Origin of the sequence: Bifidobacterium asteroides, from assembly GCF_003202755.1 — a bacterium.
Lineage (GTDB): Bacteria > Actinomycetota > Actinomycetes > Actinomycetales > Bifidobacteriaceae > Bombiscardovia > Bombiscardovia asteroides_F.
Genome location: NZ_QGLK01000004.1, coordinates 522,008 through 545,689 on the forward strand (window position 1 = coordinate 522,008; position 23,682 = coordinate 545,689).

17 protein-coding genes and 3 tRNA genes are annotated in these 23,682 nt (G+C 55.7%); 6 read left to right on the forward strand and 14 right to left on the reverse strand.

What is annotated here, in order from left to right; all coding sequences use genetic code 11:
* Positions 1-8: 8 nt before the first annotated feature.
* The 8 genes from ftsH to DKK74_RS06270 form a co-directional block, all read right to left on the reverse strand.
* Positions 9-2,123, reverse strand: a complete 2,115-nt coding sequence (gene ftsH, locus DKK74_RS06235) for an ATP-dependent zinc metalloprotease FtsH (RefSeq protein ID WP_110413270.1) — start codon at positions 2,121-2,123, stop codon at positions 9-11.
* Positions 2,120-2,722, reverse strand: coding sequence for a hypoxanthine phosphoribosyltransferase (gene hpt, locus DKK74_RS06240; protein WP_110413319.1), 603 nt, complete (start codon positions 2,720-2,722; stop codon positions 2,120-2,122). Before hpt ends, ftsH begins: the two co-directional genes overlap by 4 nt.
* Positions 2,709-3,818, reverse strand: a complete 1,110-nt coding sequence (gene tilS / locus DKK74_RS06245) for a tRNA lysidine(34) synthetase TilS (protein ID WP_110413320.1) — start codon at positions 3,816-3,818, stop codon at positions 2,709-2,711. Before tilS ends, hpt begins: the two co-directional genes overlap by 14 nt.
* Positions 3,819-3,837: 19 nt before the next feature.
* A complete protein-coding gene (gene dacB, locus DKK74_RS06250) occupies positions 3,838-5,343 on the reverse strand; it encodes a D-alanyl-D-alanine carboxypeptidase/D-alanyl-D-alanine endopeptidase (protein WP_110413271.1) in 1,506 nt (501 codons plus the stop codon).
* Positions 5,344-5,375: 32 nt separating this feature from the next.
* Positions 5,376-7,007, reverse strand: a complete 1,632-nt coding sequence (locus DKK74_RS06255; RefSeq protein WP_110413272.1) for a hypothetical protein — start codon at positions 7,005-7,007, stop codon at positions 5,376-5,378.
* The gene (locus tag DKK74_RS06260; protein ID WP_258334474.1) at positions 7,004-7,822 is read right to left on the reverse strand and encodes an ABC transporter ATP-binding protein; all 819 of its coding nucleotides are present in this window, start codon (positions 7,820-7,822) and stop codon (positions 7,004-7,006) included. Before DKK74_RS06260 ends, DKK74_RS06255 begins: the two co-directional genes overlap by 4 nt.
* 80 nt (positions 7,823-7,902) lie before the next feature.
* On the reverse strand, positions 7,903-9,129 hold the full coding sequence (locus DKK74_RS06265) for a glycosyltransferase family 2 protein (RefSeq protein ID WP_110413274.1): 1,227 nt from the start codon (positions 9,127-9,129) through the stop codon (positions 7,903-7,905).
* Complete coding sequence (locus DKK74_RS06270) at positions 9,129-10,568, reverse strand: AI-2E family transporter (protein WP_110413275.1); 1,440 nt, start codon at positions 10,566-10,568, stop codon at positions 9,129-9,131. Before DKK74_RS06270 ends, DKK74_RS06265 begins: the two co-directional genes overlap by 1 nt.
* Positions 10,569-10,658: 90 nt before the next feature.
* Here DKK74_RS06270 and DKK74_RS06275 point away from each other — a divergent pair, with 90 nt between their 5' ends.
* Together DKK74_RS06275 and DKK74_RS06280 are read left to right on the forward strand one after the other, a co-directional pair.
* On the forward strand, positions 10,659-11,552 hold the full coding sequence (locus DKK74_RS06275; RefSeq protein ID WP_110413321.1) for a glycosyltransferase: 894 nt from the start codon (positions 10,659-10,661) through the stop codon (positions 11,550-11,552).
* Positions 11,553-11,612: 60 nt separating this feature from the next.
* Positions 11,613-11,684 (forward strand) — tRNA-Glu (locus tag DKK74_RS06280).
* Between the two features lie 711 nt (positions 11,685-12,395).
* On the opposite strand, the gene DKK74_RS06285 is transcribed toward DKK74_RS06280, so the two are convergent.
* The 4 genes from DKK74_RS06285 to DKK74_RS06300 form a co-directional block, all read right to left on the reverse strand.
* Complete coding sequence (locus tag DKK74_RS06285; RefSeq protein ID WP_375537555.1) at positions 12,396-14,024, reverse strand: glycoside hydrolase family 43 protein; 1,629 nt, start codon at positions 14,022-14,024, stop codon at positions 12,396-12,398.
* An 81-nt stretch (positions 14,025-14,105) separates the two neighbouring features.
* Positions 14,106-14,987, reverse strand: a complete 882-nt coding sequence (locus tag DKK74_RS06290) for a carbohydrate ABC transporter permease (protein WP_051354081.1) — start codon at positions 14,985-14,987, stop codon at positions 14,106-14,108.
* A 47-nt stretch (positions 14,988-15,034) separates the two neighbouring features.
* Positions 15,035-15,961, reverse strand: coding sequence for a carbohydrate ABC transporter permease (locus DKK74_RS06295; protein WP_110413276.1), 927 nt, complete (start codon positions 15,959-15,961; stop codon positions 15,035-15,037).
* 116 nt (positions 15,962-16,077) lie between these two features.
* Entirely contained in the window at positions 16,078-17,358 is a 1,281-nt protein-coding gene (locus DKK74_RS06300) for an ABC transporter substrate-binding protein (RefSeq protein WP_110413323.1), read from the reverse strand.
* A 361-nt stretch (positions 17,359-17,719) separates the two neighbouring features.
* On the opposite strand from DKK74_RS06300, the gene DKK74_RS06305 reads away from it, so the two are divergent.
* On the forward strand, positions 17,720-18,739 hold the full coding sequence (locus DKK74_RS06305) for a LacI family DNA-binding transcriptional regulator (RefSeq protein ID WP_110413277.1): 1,020 nt from the start codon (positions 17,720-17,722) through the stop codon (positions 18,737-18,739).
* A gap of 422 nt (positions 18,740-19,161) precedes the next feature.
* Here the strand turns inward: DKK74_RS06305 and DKK74_RS06310 are convergent, their stop codons facing one another.
* Positions 19,162-21,126, reverse strand: coding sequence for an elongation factor G (locus DKK74_RS06310; protein ID WP_110413278.1), 1,965 nt, complete (start codon positions 21,124-21,126; stop codon positions 19,162-19,164).
* A 128-nt stretch (positions 21,127-21,254) separates the two neighbouring features.
* Positions 21,255-22,076, reverse strand: coding sequence for a tRNA (guanine(46)-N(7))-methyltransferase TrmB (gene trmB / locus DKK74_RS06315; RefSeq protein ID WP_024626718.1), 822 nt, complete (start codon positions 22,074-22,076; stop codon positions 21,255-21,257).
* A gap of 145 nt (positions 22,077-22,221) precedes the next feature.
* Between trmB and galE the strand changes: the two genes are divergently transcribed.
* The 3 genes from galE to DKK74_RS06330 all read left to right on the forward strand — a co-directional run bounded on the left by galE (position 22,222) and on the right by DKK74_RS06330 (position 23,501).
* Positions 22,222-23,232: a UDP-glucose 4-epimerase GalE gene (galE, locus tag DKK74_RS06320; RefSeq protein WP_110413279.1), complete on the forward strand. Its 1,011-nt coding sequence runs from the start codon at positions 22,222-22,224 to the stop codon at positions 23,230-23,232.
* A gap of 72 nt (positions 23,233-23,304) precedes the next feature.
* Positions 23,305-23,378: transfer RNA gene (locus tag DKK74_RS06325), tRNA-Asp, on the forward strand.
* A 47-nt stretch (positions 23,379-23,425) separates the two neighbouring features.
* Positions 23,426-23,501, forward strand: a tRNA-Phe gene (locus tag DKK74_RS06330).
* The last annotated feature ends 181 nt before the right edge of the window (positions 23,502-23,682 follow it).

The window sequence follows — 23,682 nt, forward strand, 5'->3', positions numbered from 1 at the left end:
TCCGGAATTCAGTGCTGGTCCTCTGTGGACGACCCGTTCACGCTGCGCCTGAGCTCCTCGGGGATCTCCACCGGGGGCTGCTCGGAGTCCGGCCGATCCGGCGCAGACAGCCAGAGCTGGCGCTCGGGAGCCTTGCGCAGACCAGCAAAGACCGCAGCCAGCTCGTCCTTGTTCAGGGTCTCCTTGACCAGCAGCTGTCGAACGAGCTCGTCCAGCACGTCACGGTTCTCGGTGATGATCCGCCAGGCCTCTTGGTGGGCCGTCTCGATAAGATTGTGGACTTCCTCATCGATGGCCTCGGCGGTTTTCTCCGAATAGTTGTGGGGCTTCAGGGCATCGAGTCCGGCATCCTGGTCGTTCTCATCAGCCCACTTGATGGCCCCCAGCTTGGATGAGAATCCATACTGCAGGACCATCTGCCGGGCGATGCTGGTGGCCTTCTCGATGTCGTTGGAGGCGCCGGTGGTCGGGTCGTGGAAGACCACCTCTTCCGCCACGCGACCGCCCATGGCGTAGGCCATCTGGTCCAGCAGTTCGTTGCGGGACTGCGAGTAGCGGTCTGTGGTGGGCATGACCGCGGTGTAGCCCAGGGCCCGCCCACGCGGCAGAATGGTCACCTTGGTGACCGGGTCGGTGTGGTGCAGGGCCGCAGCAACCATGGCGTGGCCGCCCTCGTGGTAGGCGGTGTTGCGCATCTCAGCCAGGGCCATGCCCTTGGTCCGCCGCCGAGGTCCGCTCAGCACACGGTCGATGGCCTCGTCGATGGCCCGGTTGTCGATCAGCTGGGCATCCGAGCGAGCGGTCAACAGAGCCGCCTCGTTGAGCACATTGGCCAGGTCGGCGCCGGTGAAGCCAGGCGTACGCACGGCCACAGTGTGCAGATCCACATCCGGCACGAAGGGCTTGCCCTTGGCGTGGACCTTGAGGATGGCCTCGCGGCCCTCCAGGTCCGGGGCCTCCACGGCCACCTGCCGGTCGAACCGGCCGGGCCTGAGCAGGGCCGGGTCCAGGATGTCCGGGCGGTTGGTGGCGGCAATGATGATCAGGTTGGTGTCGTTGTCGAAGCCGTCCATCTCGACCAGCAGCTGGTTCAGGGTCTGCTCGCGCTCATCGTGGCCGCCGCTCATGCCGGAGCCGCGCTTGCCGCCCACTGCATCGATCTCGTCGATGAAGATGATGGCCGGCGCATTCTTCTTGGCCTCGTCGAACAGGTCACGCACTCGGGAGGCGCCCAGACCGACAAACATCTCGACGAAGTCTGATCCTGCCATGGAGTAGAAGGGCACGCTGGCCTCACCGGCGATGGCCCGGGCCAGCAGGGTCTTGCCCGTTCCGGGGGGACCATAGAGCAGGACGCCACGGGGTATGCGGGCGCCCAGGGCCTTGTACTTGGAGGGATCCTTGAGGAACTCCTTGATCTCCTCCACCTCCTGGACTGCGGCCTCCTCGCCGGCCACGTCCGAGAACTTGGTCTTGGGGGTCTGTCCGTCGCTGAGCTTGGCGGAGTTCTTTTTGCCCCCCATGCCGAACATGCCGCCGCCGGCCGCCGAAGACATGCGCGAGAGCAGGAACCAGAAGACCCCCAGAATGATCAGCATGGGCAGGATGGAGGAGATCAGGTAGCTCATCATGCTGGTCTGCGGCACCACCGAGTTGTACCCCTCGGAGGGCTTGGCCTTTTCGACGGCCTTGACAACCTGCTCCCCCTGGGCCTCCACGTAGTAGAACTGCACATCCTTGCCGAAGTTCTTGGAGGTGCGGTTGCCGCGGAAGCCGGGTACATCCTTGACGAAGTCGCTATTGAGCTTGAGCTCGACGACCTGCATCTTCTCGGTAATCTCGGCCTTCTTGACCATGCTGCTGCGGTCGTTCAGCAGCTCCAGGCCATCCTGGGTATTGATGGTCTGAGCGCCGTTCTGGCTGCTGAAGAAGCCGAAGATGGCCAGGATGATGACCACGGCCAGAATCCCCCAGAGCCAAGGGGAACGCCAGAATGAGCGGTTGCCCCCGTTGGGGCCGGAGCCGTTGTTGCCAAGGTTGAAGTTGAAGGGGTTGTTGCCCTTGTCCCCGTTGTCCCTGCCCCCATTGGGCGGACCCTGCTGCGGTCCCTGCGAGTAGCTCATGACTGCTCCCCCTGATCCTGATGATCCTGTTCCTGGGTCGGGTCCATGTATTCCTCGGACCTGAGTACGGCTATCGAGTCAAGATTACGATACTGCTCGTCGTAATCCAGCCCGAAACCCACAACGAATTCGTCGGGTATGGCGAACCCTGGATACTTGACATCCACCTCGACCTCGTGCCGCGAGGTCTTGTCCAGCAGGGTGAAGATCTCCACCGATGCAGCTCCCCGCTCCTTGAGATGCTCAACCAACCAGTGCAAGGTGTAGCCGGAATCGATAATATCCTCAACGATCAGAATATGCCGTCCGCGCACATCGCAGTCCAGATCCATCCTGATGTCCAGGTCCCCCTTGGAAACGCTGGTTTTGCCGGCCGGATAGCTGGAAATGCTCATGAACTCGATCTGAACCGGTATGGTGACGGCCTGTGAGAGGGCGGCAAGCGTGTTGAAAGCCCCCTTGAGAACGGCCAGCATGATCGGATTCTTGCCCTGGTAATCCAGGCTGATCTGCTCAGCCGTCCGATTGATAAGCTCCTCTATCCGTTCCTTGGACACCAGTTCATGGTCGATATGGGATTGAATATCAGCGATGCGCATGGTCTCCATCATTGCATATGAGAATGACTTGACCCTTACGGATTGCTGTATGGGAGCTGGGAAAACGGGGCCCTTGCTGGCCGTGCCATCGGCAGACCAAATCGTCCAGAGCCCGGACCTGCACGGCCGTGAACCGAATACCCAGCTTGGTCAGCACCTGGGCCAGCAGGCGGGTGCGCAGAGCCGGGTGACAGTCGGCCAATCCGCGGGCATCCAAGCAGGCCAGAACCCCTTTGGCCTTTTGGCCCGAATTAGGGCTCACAACCAGCCGCTGGTAGAGTCCATTCACCTGGGAGTCCAGGTAATCCTGGTCCAGACGGGCCATATCCGCACCTAGAGCCAGGCGACGGACCATGTCCCGGCCAGCGAAGCGATCCAAGGCAGGCAGCAGGTCATGACGGATCCGCGAGCGCAACGGCAACGTTTCGGGAAGCGTACAATCAGCCGGCTGATCGTCACCGTTGGTGGGATCGTCCCACCAATCGATCCTCTGCTGGCGACAAATGGCTGTGGTATCTTTCCGGTCCAGGTCCAGGAATGGACGCAGGTAACGCATTCCTCCACGCTCTATATGCCGAGCCATCCCGGTGATGGCCTCCAGCCCCTGGGAGCGAATCAGGCCAATCATCACCGTCTCGGCCTGATCATCACGGGTGTGTGCCAGGAGGACGGCCCTGGCACCCAACCTGAGGGCCTGCCCGGAGAGGGCTTGGTAACGGGCTGCGCGGGCATCTGCCTCAGGGCCAGCCGAAGTGACGGGTACATCCACTCTGGTGACAAGGACCGGATCCAATCCCAGCGCCCGGCAGGTTCCAGCCGCGTGCGCGGCAATCCGATCCGAATTAGGCACTAGACCGTGATCAATCAGCAGAGCCCCGCACCGGAGCCCTGTCATATCGGCCACTAGGTGGGCCACGCAGGCCAGGGCCAGGGAATCCCGGCCTCCTGAACAGGCCACCAGAATCAGCGGAGCATCCGAATCGGGCCGGTGTACCCCGTGATGGGCGAACCGCTTATCCTGCAGGCCCAGGCCCTCCCGGCCCAAAGTCGACCGCAGGAGTCCCACCGCCCTTTTCATCTCTGCTGAATAGACCATGGTCCAGGCCGCTTCCCGCTCAAAGCCTATCCAGGGATCCGACCAAGGTGTCCACAGCATGCCGGGCAGCAGCCACATCCTCAGGATCGTTGACGACTACGGCAAAGACCAGAACACCGCCTGAGCGCCGAATCACATTGCCCGCCAGTGAAGTCACATGGTCCAAGGTGCCGGTCTTGACCCGGATCAACCCGTCTGCCTGATTGTCTATTTTTCGTCGGGCTGCTGTGCCTGTCAGCCCCACCACCGACAGACCCTTGACCAGGGGGGTCAGCCCCTTCTCAGACAGGGCCAGCTGCTGAACGTCCGCCAAGGTTCCCACCTTTAGACTGGAGCCAGGGGTCAATCCCGAACAGTCGGCCATGTTGAGGCCCGCGGTGTCCACACCCAGCTTGCTCAGCGTGCTGGTCACGGCTTTCACGGCCCCGGCCGGGCTGTTGGGCATGTCCAGGGCCAAGGCGGTCAGACGGCCGAAAAGCTCGGCCAGACTATTGTCGGAGTTGCGCAGCATCAGTGACATGATCTCGCTGAGCCGTGCCGAGCTGATACGGGCCAGAACCTTGCCCTGGGCATGATCAGTCCTGTTCGGCTCCTGGGCATTGTCCACCTGAATCCCGAATTCCATCAGGCGGCTGGCAAAGACGGCTGCTGCGGACCCTGCCGGGTTTTGGACCCTGGGCACGTAGACCCCGCCTGCGTCCGGATAAGCAAGAGACTCAGCACTTCCCTGCCTGGCCTCATCCACCGCCATAGCTACAGGCTCCTGGAAGTAGATCCCGTCGGCATTGTTTGCTTCGATTCCCTTCGGTGCTCGATCTTCGCCGAATAGCGTGTCCTGGTAGGCCAAGGTCACTCGGCCGATCCCCCGCTTATGCAGGGCCTGGGCCGTCTTCTCGGCCAGAGTCCCCAGACCGGCCCGGCCATTGACGTGCAGAGGATCGTCCTTGCCGACCCCCAGAAGCATATCGCCGTGACCGCGCAGGGTCAGCGTCGCCTGCGCGGAGGAAGAGGAATTCAGAACCGCCTCAGTATCCAGTTGTGAGGACATATCCAGAACGGATGCGGCGGCTGCTGCTGTCAAGGTCTTCATGGTGGAGGCCGGCTGGCGCGCCTGGTCGGCATTCTTCTCAGCAAGCACGCGCCCATCAGCCTGCCGGACGACCAGCGAGTATGCATTGCCCAGGCCCGGCGTGCCGGCGAAAGTGTTAACCAACTGCTGAACCTGACCGGCATCCACTGCGGACCCAGGCTTGTCTGCGACCAGGGTCGGCGGCTCGCCCATCAAGACAGCAGGGGGGACCGAAGAATGACTGGTCTTGGTCAAGGTCAGAGGCCCGGGCACCAAATCGGCCAAGTCCATGCACGCATAGCCGACAACAAGCACGACAGCCACAAGCATGGCCAAGGCCACCCGCCAGCGTCGCTTAATCCGACGACGGCGTGTCATGCGCAGCTGATGTCTGTCACCCAATTGCTCACTCCCGGACTTGCCTTCGCCAACCGAGTTCGGCTCGGTCAGCATCATCCAACTAGCCTAGTACTGGTCCTGTCACTGTCTCAGGACTGCAGAGAGGCATATCGATCCAGAGTCAGCAGAATGGCCGACTGACGACGATCGAAGATTCGAGACCCTATAGCGACACCAACGGCAAGCACAATCAGACCGTTCGCCAGTGCGACGGGCATGGGCAGCCAGAGCGGAAGAATCCCGACCGTGGTCATGGCCAGTAATGCCACCAGGAAGGTGGGCAACATAATCACCAGGCTAGCCAGCAACTGCAACAAGGGCAGGAAGCCTTGGGCAACGGCACGTCCCTGCGGTGAAGTGAAAGGTTGGTCCATGGAGGGCACCGGATAGATCAGCAGAGCCGAGAAGACCTGGGCAACTCCCAGCCCAGACAGGAGCAATCCTATGGTTACAGCCAGCATATCCAGGGAGATAACCAGATCTCGCCCGCCCTTCATTGCCCCGGATAGTGCCAAAGTCACCAACCCAAGCAGGAGTATGCAGGGCATGGCCACGCTCAGATGGCTTCGGACACGTGACAGCCGGTCCTCACGACCCTTCACTCCCGCCGCTATCTCCATGCGCAGGGCAAGCCCATCGTAGGCCAATGCGTTGCCCTCGGGAACCTCCAGCACCCAGGCGCCCACAACCGGCCCCAACCATAGCATCATGGGCATCTGGCGGAAGATTACCGCGTACAGAATCACCACAACAAGTAGAAGCGGATAGCTAACAAGTTTGCGGGGGTCCTGACGAAGATAGATCAGCAATCGCGCGGTCATGGCATCCACAGCGTCCCGGGACCGGCCCAGCATCCCCAGCCCCTTGGGGGCAGACGACCTTTCAGCACTGGCCCCCGCGTATAAACGGTCATGACGCAGACACAGCATGCCGATCATGAAACAGAGAGCCAGGGTGGCCAGCTCCACACACAGACGTCCGACCAGAGCCCACCATGATCCCGAGAGGAAATCCTCCGGCAGACGGGCGGCGGCGCCCAGTGGCGTCCAGGCCAGTATGTCGGCCAAGTGCTTGAGGGAATCAGTGTCGACTGCCATGCCATCCATAATCCCGCTGTCCAGCAGAGAGGGCAGCAGACACAAAAGCATGATCACCACGGTGACCAGCAGATAGAGCCCGGATCGGGTGCGCTGGGAGACCATCAAGGTATCGACCAGGTCCAAAACAGCCCGGGATAAGGCCAGCATCACCATGACAGCCAGCAGGGCTGCGATCAAAGCCATGATCGTGGCTCCGACACCCGTGCGGGCATAGATGGCTGTCAGAGCGAGAAAGCAGCCAAGACCGGTCAATCCTGCAGGCCCGGTCAGCCCGGTCAAGTAGAGCCCCACTTGCAGCTGGCTGTCAGGAATCCCGTAAAGGACAAATCGCGAAGAGCTCAGATTAGACCCTTGGCCCAGAAAGGCCAGTTGAATTAGGATCACTCCCAGAGTCAGTCCGACCAGGAACATGACCAATATGGTTCCCATGCGTTGCCGGTCGCCCGGACCGGCGCTGGGCAGCCAGCCCCCCAGTGTCAGCGCAGCCTGCCATGAGGCCAGGCAGATACCTATGGCCATGAGCAAACTGATGATGGCCCCGACCATCTGCCAGGAGGAGTGCTTGATCGTGCCCCAGGTAATGGACCAACGCATGGCGATGATGGTGGATGCCGTGCTCATTCCGTCTCCTGGTCTTCCTCGGACCCGGAACCGTTCAGCCAGGCAATTCGCTTAGCCTGGTGGCGGCCTCCGACAAGCTCCAGGAAGCGATCCTCCAGATCCTCGCCGGCAGCGACCTGTGCCACCGTGCCATCAGCCCGAACCAGACCATGATCGATGATGGCCACATGGGTGCACATCCGCTCCACCAGGGCCATGACATGCGAGGAAATGACCACTGTTCCTCCGGTGTCGACATACTCAGCCAGGATGTCCTTGAGATTGGCGCTGGAAACTGGGTCAACCGATTCAAAGGGCTCATCCAGCACCAGAAGCCTGGGGGAATGAATCATGGCTGTGGCCAGGCAGATCTTCTTGGTCATGCCCGATGAATAATCGCAGACCCGCTTGCCACCGGCATCAGTCAGGTCGAAGGCCTCCAGCAGGTCCCTAGCCCGGCCCAGGGCCTCACTGCGAGGCATCCGTCGAAGCATGCCCGAGTAAACAAGCAGTTGCAGACCTGTCAGCCTGTCGAAGATCTGATCGCCCTGGGGCATGACGCCGATGATCCGCTTGGCCGTATCCACGTCCGACCACACGTCCCTGCCCAGGATCATGACATTGCCAGAGTCGGGCACCAGAAGTCCGGTCATCATGTTCAGCGTAGTGGTCTTCCCTGCGCCATTGGGGCCTACTATCCCGTAAAAGGACCCCCTGGGAATGTCCAGAGAAAGGGCATTGACAGCTGGCCGACCCTGAAAGCACTTGACCAGGGCGCGTATAGAGACCGCTGCCTGCGGATCTGGCGGAGGGCCTATTGCCGTCTGGCCGATCATACTGGTTGCTTGCGCTTCATCGGACATGGCCTTAAGTCTACCGTATGATCCTCTCACTGACGATTGAGGGACAACTGGCCTTAATGCCCTGAGTGCTCGATGGGTTTCCATCCTGGATTGGCGAAAATGGCCTGGAAGGAGATGGGCACGTAGCTGAGCATGAAGATGGGGAAGCTCAGGCAGTAGGCAAAAAGCTCCTTGTTGGATGCGCCGATTTTGTCCCGCTCGGCCAGCACGGTCAGGGCAGCCAGGCCCATCATAGCCAGGATGCCCAGAATTCCAGCTGCAATGCCATCGATCAGGGTGGTCACCTGGCTGGTCCAGGTCACGAAACCCAGAGCCGGGAAGAGCAGGCCGAAGAAGCAGCGGACCAGACCTAAGACTGTCAGGGGGCAGATCAGGATGGTCAGGTCAACGGCCGAGAAATCGCGTTCGCGAAAAGCCCGGGAAATCAGAGCAGGCCCGTAGTAGCGAAAGACCTGGAGAAAGCCCTTGCTCCAGCGCAGCCGCTGTCTCCAGCTCTGCTTGAAGGTGACCGGCTGCTCGTCATAGAGTATGGCGGTGCCGCAATAGCCGATGCGCTCGCCGTGGAGAACCGAGTCCATGGTGAACTCCAGGTCCTCGGTCAGCAGGTGGAACTTCCAGCCGTTATTGCGCTCCATAACCTCCTTGGAGAACATGAATCCGGTGCCGCCCACATGGCAGCTGGAGCCGATGACCATCCTTGAGGTGTTGAGGAACCGGGATTCGCGGATGAACCATAGGGCCGAGCCCGAGGAGACCCAGTTGTCCGAAAAGTTGACCGAGTTCCGGTAGCTGGTCAATATCCGGAAGCCAGACTGGAAAGCCTTGTTCATTTCCTCGATGTAGTGGCGGTCCAGGATGTTGTCCGCGTCGAAGACGAAGTAGGCATCATAGCAGGAGTCAAGACCTCGATCGAGTATCTGCTCCAGCAGGAAGGTCAGAGCGTAGCCCTTGCCCACCCGGTCCGGGTCCTGCCGCTCGACCACATGGCAGCCGAGAGATCTGGCTAGTCCTGCGGTGTTGTCGGTGCAGTTGTCGGCCACCAACCATATATCGACCATGGAGAATGGATAGGTCTGCTCCTTGATGGAGTTGATCAAATGACCGACCACATGTTCTTCGTTGCGGGCGGAAATAAGGACGGCGAACCGCTTGTCAAAGGGGGCATCGGGAAAGACCGCCGGCTTGGAGACGAAGGAGATGACGATGCAGATGGCCTGGTAGACGATGCCCACCCCGCCCAGCAGCATCATCAGTACGTCCAATACCTTGAGCAGGGCCATCAGCGCCACTCCTTGCGGGGGTTGTCCTCCCCCTCGGAGGCCTCGTCCCCGGTCTCAGTACCCTTGAGCGGCCTGTGCTTTACCGGGGCCGAGGCGGATTTGGGTATAGGCACCGTAGCCGACTCATCCAGATCTTTGGCCGTCGGCGAGGATGTCGGGTAAAGCTGGCTGGCAATGGTCATGACGGGATCGTCCACTCGAACCCTGGCGCTGGTTCCCTTGGCGGACCTGCTGCCCACGTGGCTGGCCACCGGCTGGACCACGTGCTCGTTGAAGGCCTCGACCCCCTCGACCACCTTGGACTTGCCGACCGGCTTGGGATCCTGCATGAGCGGGGAGCCGATCAGCTCGTAGTGCTTGACCGAAGCCGAGAAGATGGCCTGGAAGCTGGCCGCCAAAGGCAGGGCCAGGAAGGCGCCCAGGGCGCCGAAGACCGCACCCAATGCCAATACAGACAGGAAGGCGATGGCCGGGTTAAGGTCCATGGTCCGCTGGGAGATCTTGGGGGCCAGGATCATGTTTTCGATCTGCTGGTAGATGATGATGTAGACCAGCACAACCACAGCCATCAGCAGTCCCCGGCTCCCCCAGGCCACCACTATGGGAACGGCCCCGCCTATGTAGGTGCCGATGGTGGGCACGAACTGGGACACCAGCCCGCAGAAGAGGGCCAACGGCAACCAATAGGGCACCTTGAGGATGACCAGGAAGACCGACATGCAGGCCGCGGAGATGAGCGCCAGGATGGTCCTGCTGAACAGGAAACTGGAGATCTGGTCCTGGGCGATGGTCCAGACGAAGAGGAAGCGACGCTGGCTCCTGGGGGCCAGCCACTGGCAGAGGCTGCGGCGCAGCTTGGGGCCTGCCGCGGAGATGTAGTAGATGACCAGCAGAACGGTCATGATATTAATGAAGGATCCTGCCAACCCTACGGTGGTGGTCAAGGCCTGCCCGGCGAAGTCCGTCACCCAGGATGTCTGGATATTCTTGACGATCTCCCCGCCCAGATCCTGCATGGCCGGCAGGTGCCAGGGAGTGCGGCTGGCGATGAATTCCGCCACCTGCTCATAAAGGGCCGGCAGCCCGTTGGCCATGCCGATGACCTGCTGGACCAGCAGATTGCCGAACATGCCCAGGAGGACGATCACAATAATAATCAGGCCTATCAGAGTGACCGCCGAGGCCGCTCCCCGCCGCCAGCCATGCTTGACCAGCCTGAGCACCAGAGGCTCCATGGCCAAAGAGACGAAGATGGCGATCACCACGTCCAGCACCAGGAATTCGATCTTCCACCAGGAGGAGTAGGCGAACCAGGCCAGGAAGACGGCTATGACCACGTAGAGGAGGGCGCGGCCGAACCATTCCGGAGGTCGGCGCGGATCCCCCTTGGGCGGGAAGACCGTCGCGAAATCGAAGCGCTGCTTTTGCTCGTTGGCCATATGCTCCATTATCCCAAGATGGCTGACATGGCGGGCTATGGGACGCAGGTTGAGCCGACGGTGTATCCAGGCACACGTATCCTGAGGGGTATGTTGACCGTTTCCATAGTCATACCCGCCTGGAATGAGGAAGAACGCATTGAAGACTGCCTACTGAACGCCACCAGGCAGAGCCAGGCACCCAAGGAGGTGCTGGTAGTCGACAACCACTCTACGGACGCAACGGCCTCCATCGTCCAGCAATTCATCGACCAGCATCCTGACCAGCATGTCAAGCTCCTCCACCAGGACAGCGAACAAGGGCTGATCCCCACCCGCAATTACGGACTTGACCGGGCCACAGGCGACGTGCTGGGCCGGATCGACGCCGACTGCATGCTGCGACCCAACTGGGTCGAGGTGGTCTCCGGCATCTTCACCCGTGATCCAAAAGCCATGGGCGCCACTGGACCGGTGGCCTACTATGACATGCCAGGCAAGCGGATCGGGCTCAAGGGCGACAACACCATCCGCAAGGCCATCTACCGGGCCGACGACGGGCAATACCTGCTCTACGGTTCCAACATGGCCCTGCGCGCCACGGCCTGGCGGGCCATACGCAGCCACGTCTGCAGGGACAAAGAGGACATCATGCACGAGGATGTCGATATCTCCCTGCACCTTATTGATCAGGGGTTCAAGACGGTCTACTGCAAGGACATGAACGTGGGCATCAGCGCCCGCCGGATGGACACTTCCTTCACATCCTTCCGCCACTACATGCAACGCTTCAAGAACACCTTCGATGCCCACCCGCAACACACCAGGGAGCAGAAGCCCGAGCACACCCTCTACGCCATCTACCCCATCCTCAGGGCCTTCTACCCCGTCTACCAGAAGTACCTGGAATCCGCCGATATCAACCCTGCCGAACGTGTCTGGATCCGCGAACAGATGGAGCTCTTCCATCGCCGCGACCAGGAGCTGGACCAGGAGGATCACTGAACGGCGGACGGCACACCAGGCTTGCCTGGTCCATAGGGGGCGGGTATCATGGGCACGTTCGCCCCCGTCGTCTAACGGTTAGGACACCAGACTTTCAATCTGACAGCGAGAGTTCGACTCTCTCCGGGGGTACAAGTTTTACCGTATATCCTGCTAAGAGAATAAAAGCTGTGACTACAAGCTTCATAAACTGATCCGTACTTGAATAAGCACAGAAAACTTCGCTGTTTTGAGTCTCATCGCAAAAGATCGGATTGGTCGCACACAGCCTGAAGATCTGCCTTGGCACATACAGCGAGGCCTACCTTAAAACACTCCAATACACTTACCGTCACGACAAAGGACAACCTTTTGCCACGCTTTTGCGCAGAACCTCACTTCAGCTGCCTAACCGGCGCAGATCATGTTCTAATCTCAAGTTCTTTTTAGCAAGATAGTAAACAATATTCTATAAGATATCTTGATCCAATATTAAACAGTCAGCCGGTGAAGGCCTCGACTGCGACAATACGCCGAAACACATTTGTTTGCAGCAATCTCATCAATAGTCGATAAACATATGCTGAACCATATGTTTATCGACTTGTATGTCTGGAACTCTGTCTATTGGAGACTTAGCCAGACTCTCTCCCGATACTTCCATTTCCTATAGGAAGTTTGGCTTAGCGAATCGGCCTTCGCTCTGCAAGCCACAAATAGACACCACAGAGTTCATATTTTTTAATATGAACTTAGGATAAAAGGCCTCCACCACAACAACTATCACAATAGTAAAACACCCTGTCTTGATGACATCCAGCTGTAAAGGAGTGACTCAGCGTTGAGGACGCTGAATCGTCGTTCTCAGTCAGCATCCCTACTTTTATAGTCGTAATAATCGAAATATGCTTCGCGCCTATATCCTCCGAGATCAACACAAGCCAAGCCCGAAAAAGCCCCAGTGAAAAACCCACCAGAGGACTGAGCAACATAATCATCCGAAAGAATTCGAGCATCCAAAACACATGGCAACGAAACGAATCGATGACCGTCAAATGAATATTCATACCTATACATATCGGTATCAACCTGGGTGCGAAGCCACACTGATTCAACCTGTTGGGGCACTATTATGCTCCTGTCATGCAGGTAGGAATGGTAACGACCTCTGTCGCACTCAGAGACTTCTATTACTTTGCAACCGCGCTCTTCATCCCAAGTTAGGTAGATCCAAGACCAAAAGCGATCATTGTAATAATTGGCCAGACCCGCCATCTGCATATAGGAGTGGGGATTGAATTCGACTTTTGTCTCAGCAGTAAAGTTAAATGCGTCCCAGCGTCGAGCAATCATGGAGAGCTCATCCCTGCTGGTTAAGGATTGACCACCCCTTAGTCGTAAACAACCTTCGCCTACATATCCCATGTTTTCGGAAAACGGTACACGACATGTATTCCATTCTTGGTTTAGCTTTGAAAGTTGAAAATCGTCGTGAAACCTTTTGGATGGCTGGCTCTCCGTACTCGGTTTTATGGGAGGATCGACATACCGTTGACCGGCTTGCCCACCTACGATATAAGGCCACCCATCATCTGTCCACTCCAGCTTCTGTATTGAGGTCTCTCTGCCAAGAGTGCACCATCCTCTGACTCCGTTCACTGGATCTTGCGGACGATGCCATGGACGAGCACAAAGAGACGCATAATACCACTGGCCATCGGGGGTATCGACCAACGAACCATGCCCTTGTTTCTGCAGGTAAGATTCAGGAGTTAAATAGTTTCCAAGCAGTGGGTTATTCGGCATCGCCTCGAACGATAGGGCATCAAGACTTCGCGAGCGAGCCACGGATTCCTGATGTTCATAGCCGGTACCTCCTTCGGCCGCAAAAAGATAATAATAGTCCCCGATCCGATATAGATGAGGTCCTTCAGTGACCTTTACTTTGCTGCCTTTCCAGATTATCCGCTCGGTTTCAGGCATTAATTTCATCGTGCCAGTATCGAACTCAGTCAGAGTTATTCCGTTGAAAGTATGATGATAATCCCGAAAGTCCCACGTCTGCTGCACCAAATATTTGCGATCCCCGTCGTGGAAAAGACTAGGGTCGAAGCCAACGCCGTTTAACCTGATGGGGTCTGACCATGGTCCACGTATATTTTCAGCGGTAACGAGATAATTGGTGCAATCCTTAAAGGCCCCTTCAACTTGTTTGACATCAGTAAAAATAAGCCAAAATACCCCGTCATTGTATGAAAGGTCCGGCGCCCAGACACCTCCAGATGCACATGTTCCCTTCATATCAAGTTGACTCACCCTGTTCAACGGACTGGGCAACAATGTCCAGTTAACCATATCATGTGATTCATATAGTCGTACGCCTGGCCACCATTCAAAGGTGGATGTGGCTATATAATATGCTTCACCAACTCGGATAATCGAAGGATCAGGATTAAAACCCCTGAGCACAGGATTAGAAATCATCTTTGACATTGCTTCATCACTCCCCCGCCTGGTAACGTACTTCCCCATCGGTCTTTAATCTCACTTTACGTCTTTCCACCGCTTACGCCATCAACCCTTGATCGCCCCGGTCAAGCCTCCGACAATCCTTTTTTGGAAGAAAGTAAAGCACAATAATGCCGGAATCATAGACATTGAGGTAAAAGCCAGAACCTTGGCTGTATCCACGGAATACTGGGAGCTGAACATCTGGACTCCGAGCGGCAGCGTATACCTGTGCGGGTCATTAATCAGAAAGAGCGGAAGCATGTAGTTATTCCAGCTGTTGACAAAAGCCAAAATTCCGGTTGTAGCTACACCAGGCATGGATAGGGGCACAATCATGCGCCAGAAGAACCCCATCCGCGAGCAGCCGTCCAAGGCAGCAGCTTCCTCCAACTCCTGAGGGATGGACTTAAGGAATGGGACCAGAATAATAATCGTAGTCGGCAAGGCAAAAGCGATCTCAGGCAACACCAAACCAAAAATTGAATTCACCAGCCCAAGAGCCTTAATAAGCAAGTAAAGAGGGGTAATTGCAACCGTCATTGGAAACATCAGGCCTGCAGCGAAAAGTGAATACATCAATCCTGCATACCTGAATCGATACCGCGCAATGACAAAACTGACCATAAGGCCAAGCGCTACCGTGCCAATTGTTGTTAGCAACGCCACGAGCAAGGAATTAACGAGTTGTTGCCAAAAAGTCCCGGATTCCAAAACGCTCGTGTAATTCGAAACAACCCAAGGGTTAGGCAACCCTGACGGATCTTGAGTTATTTGAGCATTGGTTCGAAAACCACCGAAGATGATATACAGCACCGGCCCAACACAGATTCCGACAAGCACAAGGGAAAGAAAATAGACTACAGGGTTACCCCAAGGAGTCGACGCGCGTTCCCCCTTCCACCGCTGCAATATTTCAAAACGACTACCACCCTTATGATTTGACATTTTCTAGTTCCTTCCCGACAAAACTCAATAGCATCAGCAGTACGTCTTCATTTAGACTCTGTTAGCCCGCCCTCAAGATCCTTGCTGAGTACGAATTTTTGGTAAAGCAAGGCCACTAGCAGAGAAATCAGAAAGATAATCACCGCTATGGCGTTGCCATATCCGTAATTTGATGCAAGTCGCCCCTCGCGCACCATATAGGTAGCCATAGTCGATGTCCCGGCAGTATCGGAAACGTACTGTCCCCAAATGATGTAGACCAAATCGAAGAGCTGCATAGAACCTATAATGGAAAGAAAAGCGGCAATCCTCACAGTTGGAGCCAGCAAAGGCAATGTAATACTGCGTTGCATCTGCCAAAATCCTGCACCATCAACAGCTGCGGCTTCATATAACTCTTCTGGGATAGATTGAAGTCCTGCCAGCATCAGGATGACGTAAAAACCGACATACTTCCAAGAGATAACAAAGAGCAGAGTCCACATGGCGATTTTAGGGTTGGCGATCCAATCGGCTCCAGCAAGTCCCAGCTTGGCTAAGACTGCATTTACAGCTCCCTTGCTTTGGAGCATCAAGCTCCAACCAGTTCCGACAATTACCTCGGAAATCACATAGGGGACAAATATCAAAGTCCGTATTAATCCCCTCCCCTTGAACTTTTGATTGAGCAGCAGTGCAAAGAGTATGGCAAGCGGTATTTGAATGATCAAAGACATCACGGCAATAAAGAAGTTGTGGCCAACTGCCTTTTGAAAGACCGGATCTTTGAGAATAAGAACAAAATTATCAATACCGATAAATTGTCCGTTGCTGGATGGCGAGCCGAAACCTTTCCACTTAAAGAGTCCGTAATACACCGCCATAAAAACGGGGAATATGACGAAACCAAGAAAGATAATGATTGCCGGAGTTGACAGGAGGGTTATTTCCACTCTCTCACGCCTGGATTTTGTGATTGCATTAGGATCACGCATTGGTTATGCGAACCCCCTTACTTGTAATAGTCTGATTCATACGATGCTTATGCGCGTTGCCTGTAAGACCATGGGTGATGCTGCCAGATGACAGCATCACCCATGAAACCTGATGCTTAACCTTTTTGGGCTGCTTGATCTGTTGCCTTGACGATATCCTTTGGCCCGCCCTTACCAGAGAGCATATTGACCACGCCGGTATTCAACGCATTACCGACATTCTGTCCGAATTGCGTATCAAGCCAAAGAGACATGGAAGACGCCTTAGCATACACAGCCAAGACTTCTTGCAGAGTCGGATTATCAACAGCGCTCCTCGCATCCTTAGCCGCAGGAATAGACGAGAAAGCTTTGTAGTACTCCTCTTGGTTATCCTTATTCACTATAAAGTCAAGGAAGTCTACACATTCTTTAGGCGCGTTGACCGAGCACGCGTATCCGTCGCTACCGCCCATCATGGCTGATTGATCACCTGCTCCACCCGACACATCGGGAAACGCAAAGAATCCTAAATCATCCATTTTCCCATTGGGCGCCAGATCCATCATATTCATAGGCTCCCAACTCCCCATCAACTCCATTGCAGCTTTATGATTGGCCAAGAGACCAGCCGAAGAATTGGCTCCTTGTGCTGCAGACGTCGTCAGGAATCCCTCATTAAAGGGGGATGTCTTGGCAAGTTCATCAAGATCTTGTCCAGCCTTAGTCCAACATTTATCTTCAAACTTTTTCGTCTTGACAGTCGAATTGAAGGTAGCCGGTGCACACTCACGCAAAGCAAACCAGTACCAATAGTGAGCAGCCGGCCAAGCATCTTTGGCACCCAAAGCGATCGGGGCAATACCAGCGTCCTTCAGTTTCTGTACAGCTTGGCTAAACTCAGCCATGTTGGCAGGGGGTTGTTCTATACCTGCCTGTTTGAAGAGATCCCTGGAATAGAAGAAACCCCCGGGGGAAAGCATAACCGGCACGCCGTATTGCTTACCCTGGACCTTTTGAACAGACAGAGTATCGCTGAGACGGGACTGTACCGATTTGGACAACTTATCGCTCAGATCCATGACCTGACCAGCTTCAACCATGTCGGACAATTTCTGACCGCCCCTAGACAAAAAGACATCCGGCGCAGAACTGGAATCCTGCATGGCTGTTTGAAGCTTGCCATCATAATCTTCTGTCTGAATTGCTTGTACCTTCACTGTCACATTGGGATGCTTCTTCTCGAACTTACGAGCGAGATTTTCCTGATATGCTTTGCCTGATGCAGTCGTGGAAATATGCCAGAAATTTAATGTGACCTTGCCATCTTTACCCGCATGATCCGAACCTCCACAAGCTCCAAGTGAAAGAACGGTTACGCAAGTCAGTAAAGCCGCTCCAATTGTTTTTACTCTCATCATGCTCCCCTTAAACAGGGATCCTTTCCTGATCAAACGACACTGTTCACGATCGGTTACTTCACACCTTTGTATTGTTCCGCAACTCAGCTAGAACAATCACTACGGCCTGTCCCCCCAAGACGGCCCAAGGGATACCAGCCCGTTCATCACTTCCTTTCGAAAAGAATACCGAAAAAACCTTTTCTTTTCGGTACTTGATAATATAACCGTCAACAAGGTTGTTGTCAAAACGATGATTAACTTAGTTTCTGAGCAGATATTAATAAAATCCCAATGCAGCAGCCTATTTCGCTAAACGAAAGTTTCGAGTATACTGTGTTGTGACCATCTGAAACGTCTTTGTGGGGGCTGTTCCGACATGCTTAAGGAAAATGTTGCCAATACAACGGTACAGTTGTCTGACATTGCTGCGAAAACCGGCTTTTCGCTCTCTACGGTTTCCAAGGTACTTAATGGACGAAGTGATGTTTCGGAAAGAACACGCCAAACCATAACTGAAGCCATAGAAACATATGGATACCACCGCAGGGTCCGCTCCTCCAAGAATCGCAAGCTGATTGAAGTAGTTTTTCAAAAATTTGACAGCCTCTGGTGCCTAGAAATACTGCGTGGCATCCTCACCGAAGCCCAGGCTCACGGTCTGAGTGTGATCACTACAGAAAGTGGGGACGAAACGCACCCTGACTCATCCTGGGTCAATGGTGTAATCCACAGACAGCCTCTCGGCGTTATTCTGATTTTTTCTAATTTGACAGTCAAAGAGACCAAGCTCCTGCACTCATACAACATCAACTATCTGACATTAGACCCATCAGGTACGCCTTCACCCGATAACATGTCTGTTCAAGCCGACAATTGGACTGGCGGCGTCATAGCAACCAGACATCTTCTGGATCTAGGACACAAACGCATCGGCATTATCACCGGGCCCAATCAGATGATGTGTTCAAGGGCTCGTTTTGACGGATATAAGGCTGCATTGAACGAGCATGGGATTCCGCTAGATAGGAAGCTTGTAAGAGAAGGAGATTTCACAACTCAATGTGGGTACCGGGAAGCTCTGAGCCTACTGAAAGAGCCGAACCCTCCCACGGCAATTTTTGGTGGCTGTGACCTGCAGAGTATGGGCGTCTACGAAGCAGCCAGAAGAATGAGGATTCGGATTCCGGAAGACCTATCAGTTGTCGGTTTCGACGACATCCAGACCTCCGCTTTTATGGGACCAGCCATGACCACTGTTCACCAACCGTTACAGGAGATGGCCGTTATGGCCACGAACATGCTTATCGACAAAGAAAAAGGCACCATAACTAATAATCAAGTTGTACTACCGACCAGTCTGAAAGTAAGAAACAGCACAGCGCCTGTCGACGCATAACCGCGATAAAGGTACGAATGCAAGTTTAAACAATAAGCTATCGCCGGAATCTACCATGGAGTTGTAAAAATCATATCCTTCTAGCACTACTCCCGAATTAACGCGCACCGTTTTTCAATTCTTATAACTTTATCTATCGCCCGGATTTTTAAACATCACAAGCAACCAATATATGTTGCAAGCACATCAGTAAAACATTACCAATGCCGGTTGCACCTGTGGGGTTAGCATTGATGGTAGCCCTAACTTAGCCATTTCTTGCCGCGATCCGCGGCAGTCTTTGAAACAACAATTCAGCTTTTCAGTATCTGAATATAACCCACATCTCGAGCAGGGTGCATAGATACCAAATTCAGGCGAATTGAACGATAAATACGGCTATCAATCAATAGGGGTTGCTGTTCCAGCCCGCATTTAACACATCAATGCCCAGCCATGCTTGGCAAATGCATGAAATCCTCCACGCAGTTCCATTTGACCGTATACCCAGCGCCATGAGCGCAGAAGACCGAATCTGGGGTATTGTCCAGATCAGCCTCAGGGTCGTAACCTATGTCAGCCACCACCGCATCCTGATCATGACAGGGTCGGTACCCATCCACCGAGCATGACAGATGACCCTGACCATGAGTGTAAGCACTGAGACGAATGGCATAGTCACGCATATACGAGACCGGCGCCCGCCCCTCCAGATCCACAATGTCATGTGAACCATGAGGGGATCCCAGCTGACCGCCCATCCCAGCTATGTCGGACATGGCATGCCCCAGAGACTCACGTGGCAGACTCAAACGGAACCGATACCAGGGCTCAAGTAAAAGACTCCGGGCTTTCATCAGTCCCTGTCGAATTGCCCGGTAGGTAGCCTGTCTAAAATCACCACCATCGGTGTGTTTCAAGTGTGCACGCCCATCCAGCAGAGTGATCCGCATGTCTGTGATAGGCGATCCGGTCAGCACTCCAAGGTGTTCCTTCTCTTGTAGATGAGTCATGATCAAACGCTGCCAGTTTCCATCAAGCCGATCACGACTGCATGAGCTTGCGAAGCTCAGGCCGGAGCCCAATTCAGTAGGTTCCAGCAGCAGGTGGACCTCAGCATAGTGACGGAGGGGCTCAAAATGCCCTACCCCCTCCACAGGAGCCTGGATGGTCTCCCTGTAGAGGATCTCACCCTGATTAAAGTCCACTTCCAGTCCAAAACGACGACGGAGCTCCTCACGGATCACCTCCAGCTCGACCGGACCCATGATCTGTAACTGTATCTGCTGCAACTGCGGCACCCAGGACACATGCAGCATAGGTTCCTCATCCTGCAAAAGCTTCAGGGCCTCCAGAATCCTGTGCAAGTTCTGATTCTGGGACCTTACAGCGTAAGTAAGCACAGGCTCCAAGGCCGGCCTGCCCAAGTCCGGCTCTACACCCAGACCCTCCCCAGGATAGGTCATCTCCAGCCCGGTTGCGGCTACAATATCTCCTGCATGCGCCATGTTCGTCAGCAGATAGCCGTCGCCCGAATAAAGACGCAGCTGATCAATACGTCCACCATTACCATCCGTCTTTCCCTCAGTTTTTTGATAATCGAGCAAGTCATCCATCGGGGTTTTGACTGGAAGATTGCCTCCTGTCACTTTCAGCCAGGTTAGCCGACTATGACTGCGGTCATGAGAAACACGATAGACACGAGCGCCAAATTGCTCGTTGTATTTCGGTGTTCTAGTCAAGGTTTCCAAACCATCAAGCAGGGCGTCAATTCCTTCAAGATGTAAGGCTGAGCCGCGGAATGCAGGAAAGAGCAGTCGCCGGGCCACGAGGCTCTTCAAGGTCTGCTTGCTCAGATAGCCTGCCTCCAGATACTCGTCCATGGCGCCCTCATCCAACAGTGCCAGATCCTCCGGATCAGCTGCCTCTGGTCCATCTCCGAACTCTAGACAACCAGGCGACCAGTGCTGTCGGCAGGCCTCTAAAAGAACCCCTGGATCGGCTCCTGGTGCATCCGTCTTGTTGACAAAGAGAAAGGTCGGTATGCCATGGGCATCCAGGAGTCGCCAGAGAGTGTCGGTATAACCTTCCGGACCCATTCGTGCATCCATTACTAGAATCACATAGTCCAGCACTGACAGGGCCCGTTCCATACCAGCAGCGAAATCCACATGCCCAGGGGTGTCCAAGATGGTCAAATCCAGATCCCGATATCGAAGTCTTGCTGGCTTGACCATAATGGTGATCCCTCGGCGGCGTTCGGTCTCGTCAGTGTCCAGAAAGGCGTCCCCATGATCCACTCTGCCAAGCCGTCTGATATTCCCTGCGCGGTAAAGCATGGCTTCGGACAATGTGGTCTTGCCAGCGTCTACATGAGCCAGCAACCCAACCACAAGCCTCTTAGCCATACCCAACTCCTCTTCGATCAGTTGCTCGGTCCGGTTTTACCTTACTCGTCAGGATCCATACGCCCGATTAGATCCTATTGCTGATTCGGCAACGGGTTGAAGACCAGCGCCCGATGATCTTCCAGTGGTCATCCCACTGCCACCGCCTGGTAGGTTAAGTCGTGGATGGTTCTGCCGGCCTGCATACCTTTGCGCTCGAAATTAGTGACGATACGACCCTCGAACCGCTTCGACTCGACAAAGTCCCCATGAGGCATATCTTCAGCCATGGCGGCCGTCCCCTTGCCCACATGGCCCAGAGGCAGCCTAACTGTTCTATCGCCCAAATTGCGCAGACCTGGATGGTTATCCAGCACCTCGTGTACATGCAGGGCATAGTCCTCAATGTCTGTGGCTATTCGCCAGAGCCCTCCCACTTGCAAGCATGGCACCACCGCATCGGCCAGGGCAGGTTGAATCAACCGACGTTTGTGATGCTTAGTTTTGGGCCAGGGATCGGGAAAGAAAGTCCAGAGCTCGTCGACCAGGTTCACAGCCAAGTGCTCTAGCAGATCCGGGGCATTTACCTGGGCCAACCTCAGGTTGGTCAACCCCTCCTTGCCGGCCATAAGCATAGTGTGGGCCAGACCGGGACGGTAAACTTCCAAAGCCAGGTAGTTACGCTCAGGATGCCTACGGGCGGCGGCCACGATGTTCTCGCCCTGGCCGGATCCGATTTCAACGGTCAGCGGCGCTCGTCGTCCCCAAATTCGATCAGCCGCCTCCTGATCCAGTTGCAAATTCTGAGCCACCGACAAGGGGGATCCTTCCCCTCTCGGCAGGTCCAACATGTAAATGCCGGAATAGCGCCTCCAGGCAGCTTCCAGACGGGAACTGAGCCTGCCGGAACGCAAGACGTATGAGACAATGGTCCTTCGATTGGATTTCTGTGGTTGCTCAGTATTTTTCACCCTTCATGTATATCCTAAATTCGGCTGTCTTATGGACCGTGACGTGTTCGTCTCCGTGATATACTCAAATTGAAACAAAATAGAACATTTTTACTCAAAATTGAACATGACCGCGTCTGCGGTTTTGGATAGGAAAGGCATGCAGATGTCAGTTTTGGTTACAGGCGGCTGCGGATACATCGGCGCCCATGTGGTTCACGCCCTGCAGGAGGCCGGCAAGGAGGTCGTCGTGGTCGATGACCTCAGCTACGGAAAGCCCGACCGGATCGGCAATGCGAGGCTTTATGGCGCCGACGTGGCTGCACCTGGCGCCGATCAGCGCCTGGCTGAGATCATTGAGAAGAACAAGGTCGACTCGGTCATCCACTTCGCCGCCCGCAAGCAGGTGGGCGAGTCGGTGGAGAAGCCCATCTGGTACTACCGGCAGAACCTGAACGGCATGATCAACGTCCTGTCCGCCATGGCAAAGACCAACGCCAAGAAGCTGGTCTTCTCCAGCTCGGCCGCAACATACGGCGAGCCTCCGGTCGACGTGGTCCCTGAGGACGTGCAGCCCATGGTCCCCATCAACCCTTATGGCCAGACCAAGCTGGTCGGCGAGTGGATGGCGCGGGCCTGCGAGCAGCCTTACGGCATCCGCTTCTGCGCCCTGCGCTACTTCAACGTGGCCGGCTGCGGACCCGTCAGCCTGGAGGATCCGGCGGTCCTCAATCTGATCCCCATGCTCTTCGACAGGCTGCGTCAGGGCAAGGCACCCGCCATCTTCGGCGATGACTACCCCACCCCCGACGGCACCTGCGTGCGTGACTACATCCACGTCTCCGACCTGGCTGACGCCCACATCGCCGCCCTGGACTACCTGGATCGCGATCAGCGTCGCTATGATGCCTTCAATGTGGGCACCGGCCAGGGCACATCCGTCCGCCAGATCGTGGACGAGGTCAAGAAGGTGACGGGTCTGCCCTTCACCGAGGCCGTCAAGCCCCGCCGCGCCGGCGACCCGCCACACCTGATCGGCGACCCCACCCGGATCAACACCGAGATGGGCTGGCATGCCAAGTACGGGGTCGAGGAGATCGTCGAATCAGCCTGGAAGGCCTGGCAGGCCAACCCTGCCCACCACATCGACACCGATGGCTGGCAGCAGCAGGACTAGGCAGCGACGCGCCGGGGCTTGCATTCCCCCGGCGCTCATGTAAACTTTCCTCTTGGCTGTTCAAGCAGCCTCGGCTCCGTAGCTCAGTTGGTTAGAGCGCCGCCCTGTCACGGCGGAGGTCACCGGTTCAAGTCCGGCCGGAGTCGCTGGGAACGGTCTGACCCGGTTTTTCCGGGTCTTTTCGACTGTTCATGGCTCTGTAGCTCAGTTGGTAGAGCGAGCGACTGAAAATCGCTAGGTCAACGGTTCGATCCCGCTCGGAGCCACCAGCCATTAAGCCCCTGAGATTCTTAAGGAATCTAGGGGCTTAATTGATATTTCATGGGCTATAGGAACTAAACGCGTTGTTTATGTTGGGGGTTTGGCCTTGTGGCTGTAAGCGTGTTGGGTGGTTGTTAATAGGTCGGGTTGTTAATAGGGGTCTTGCAGGGGTGCCCGTTCCTGTTCGAT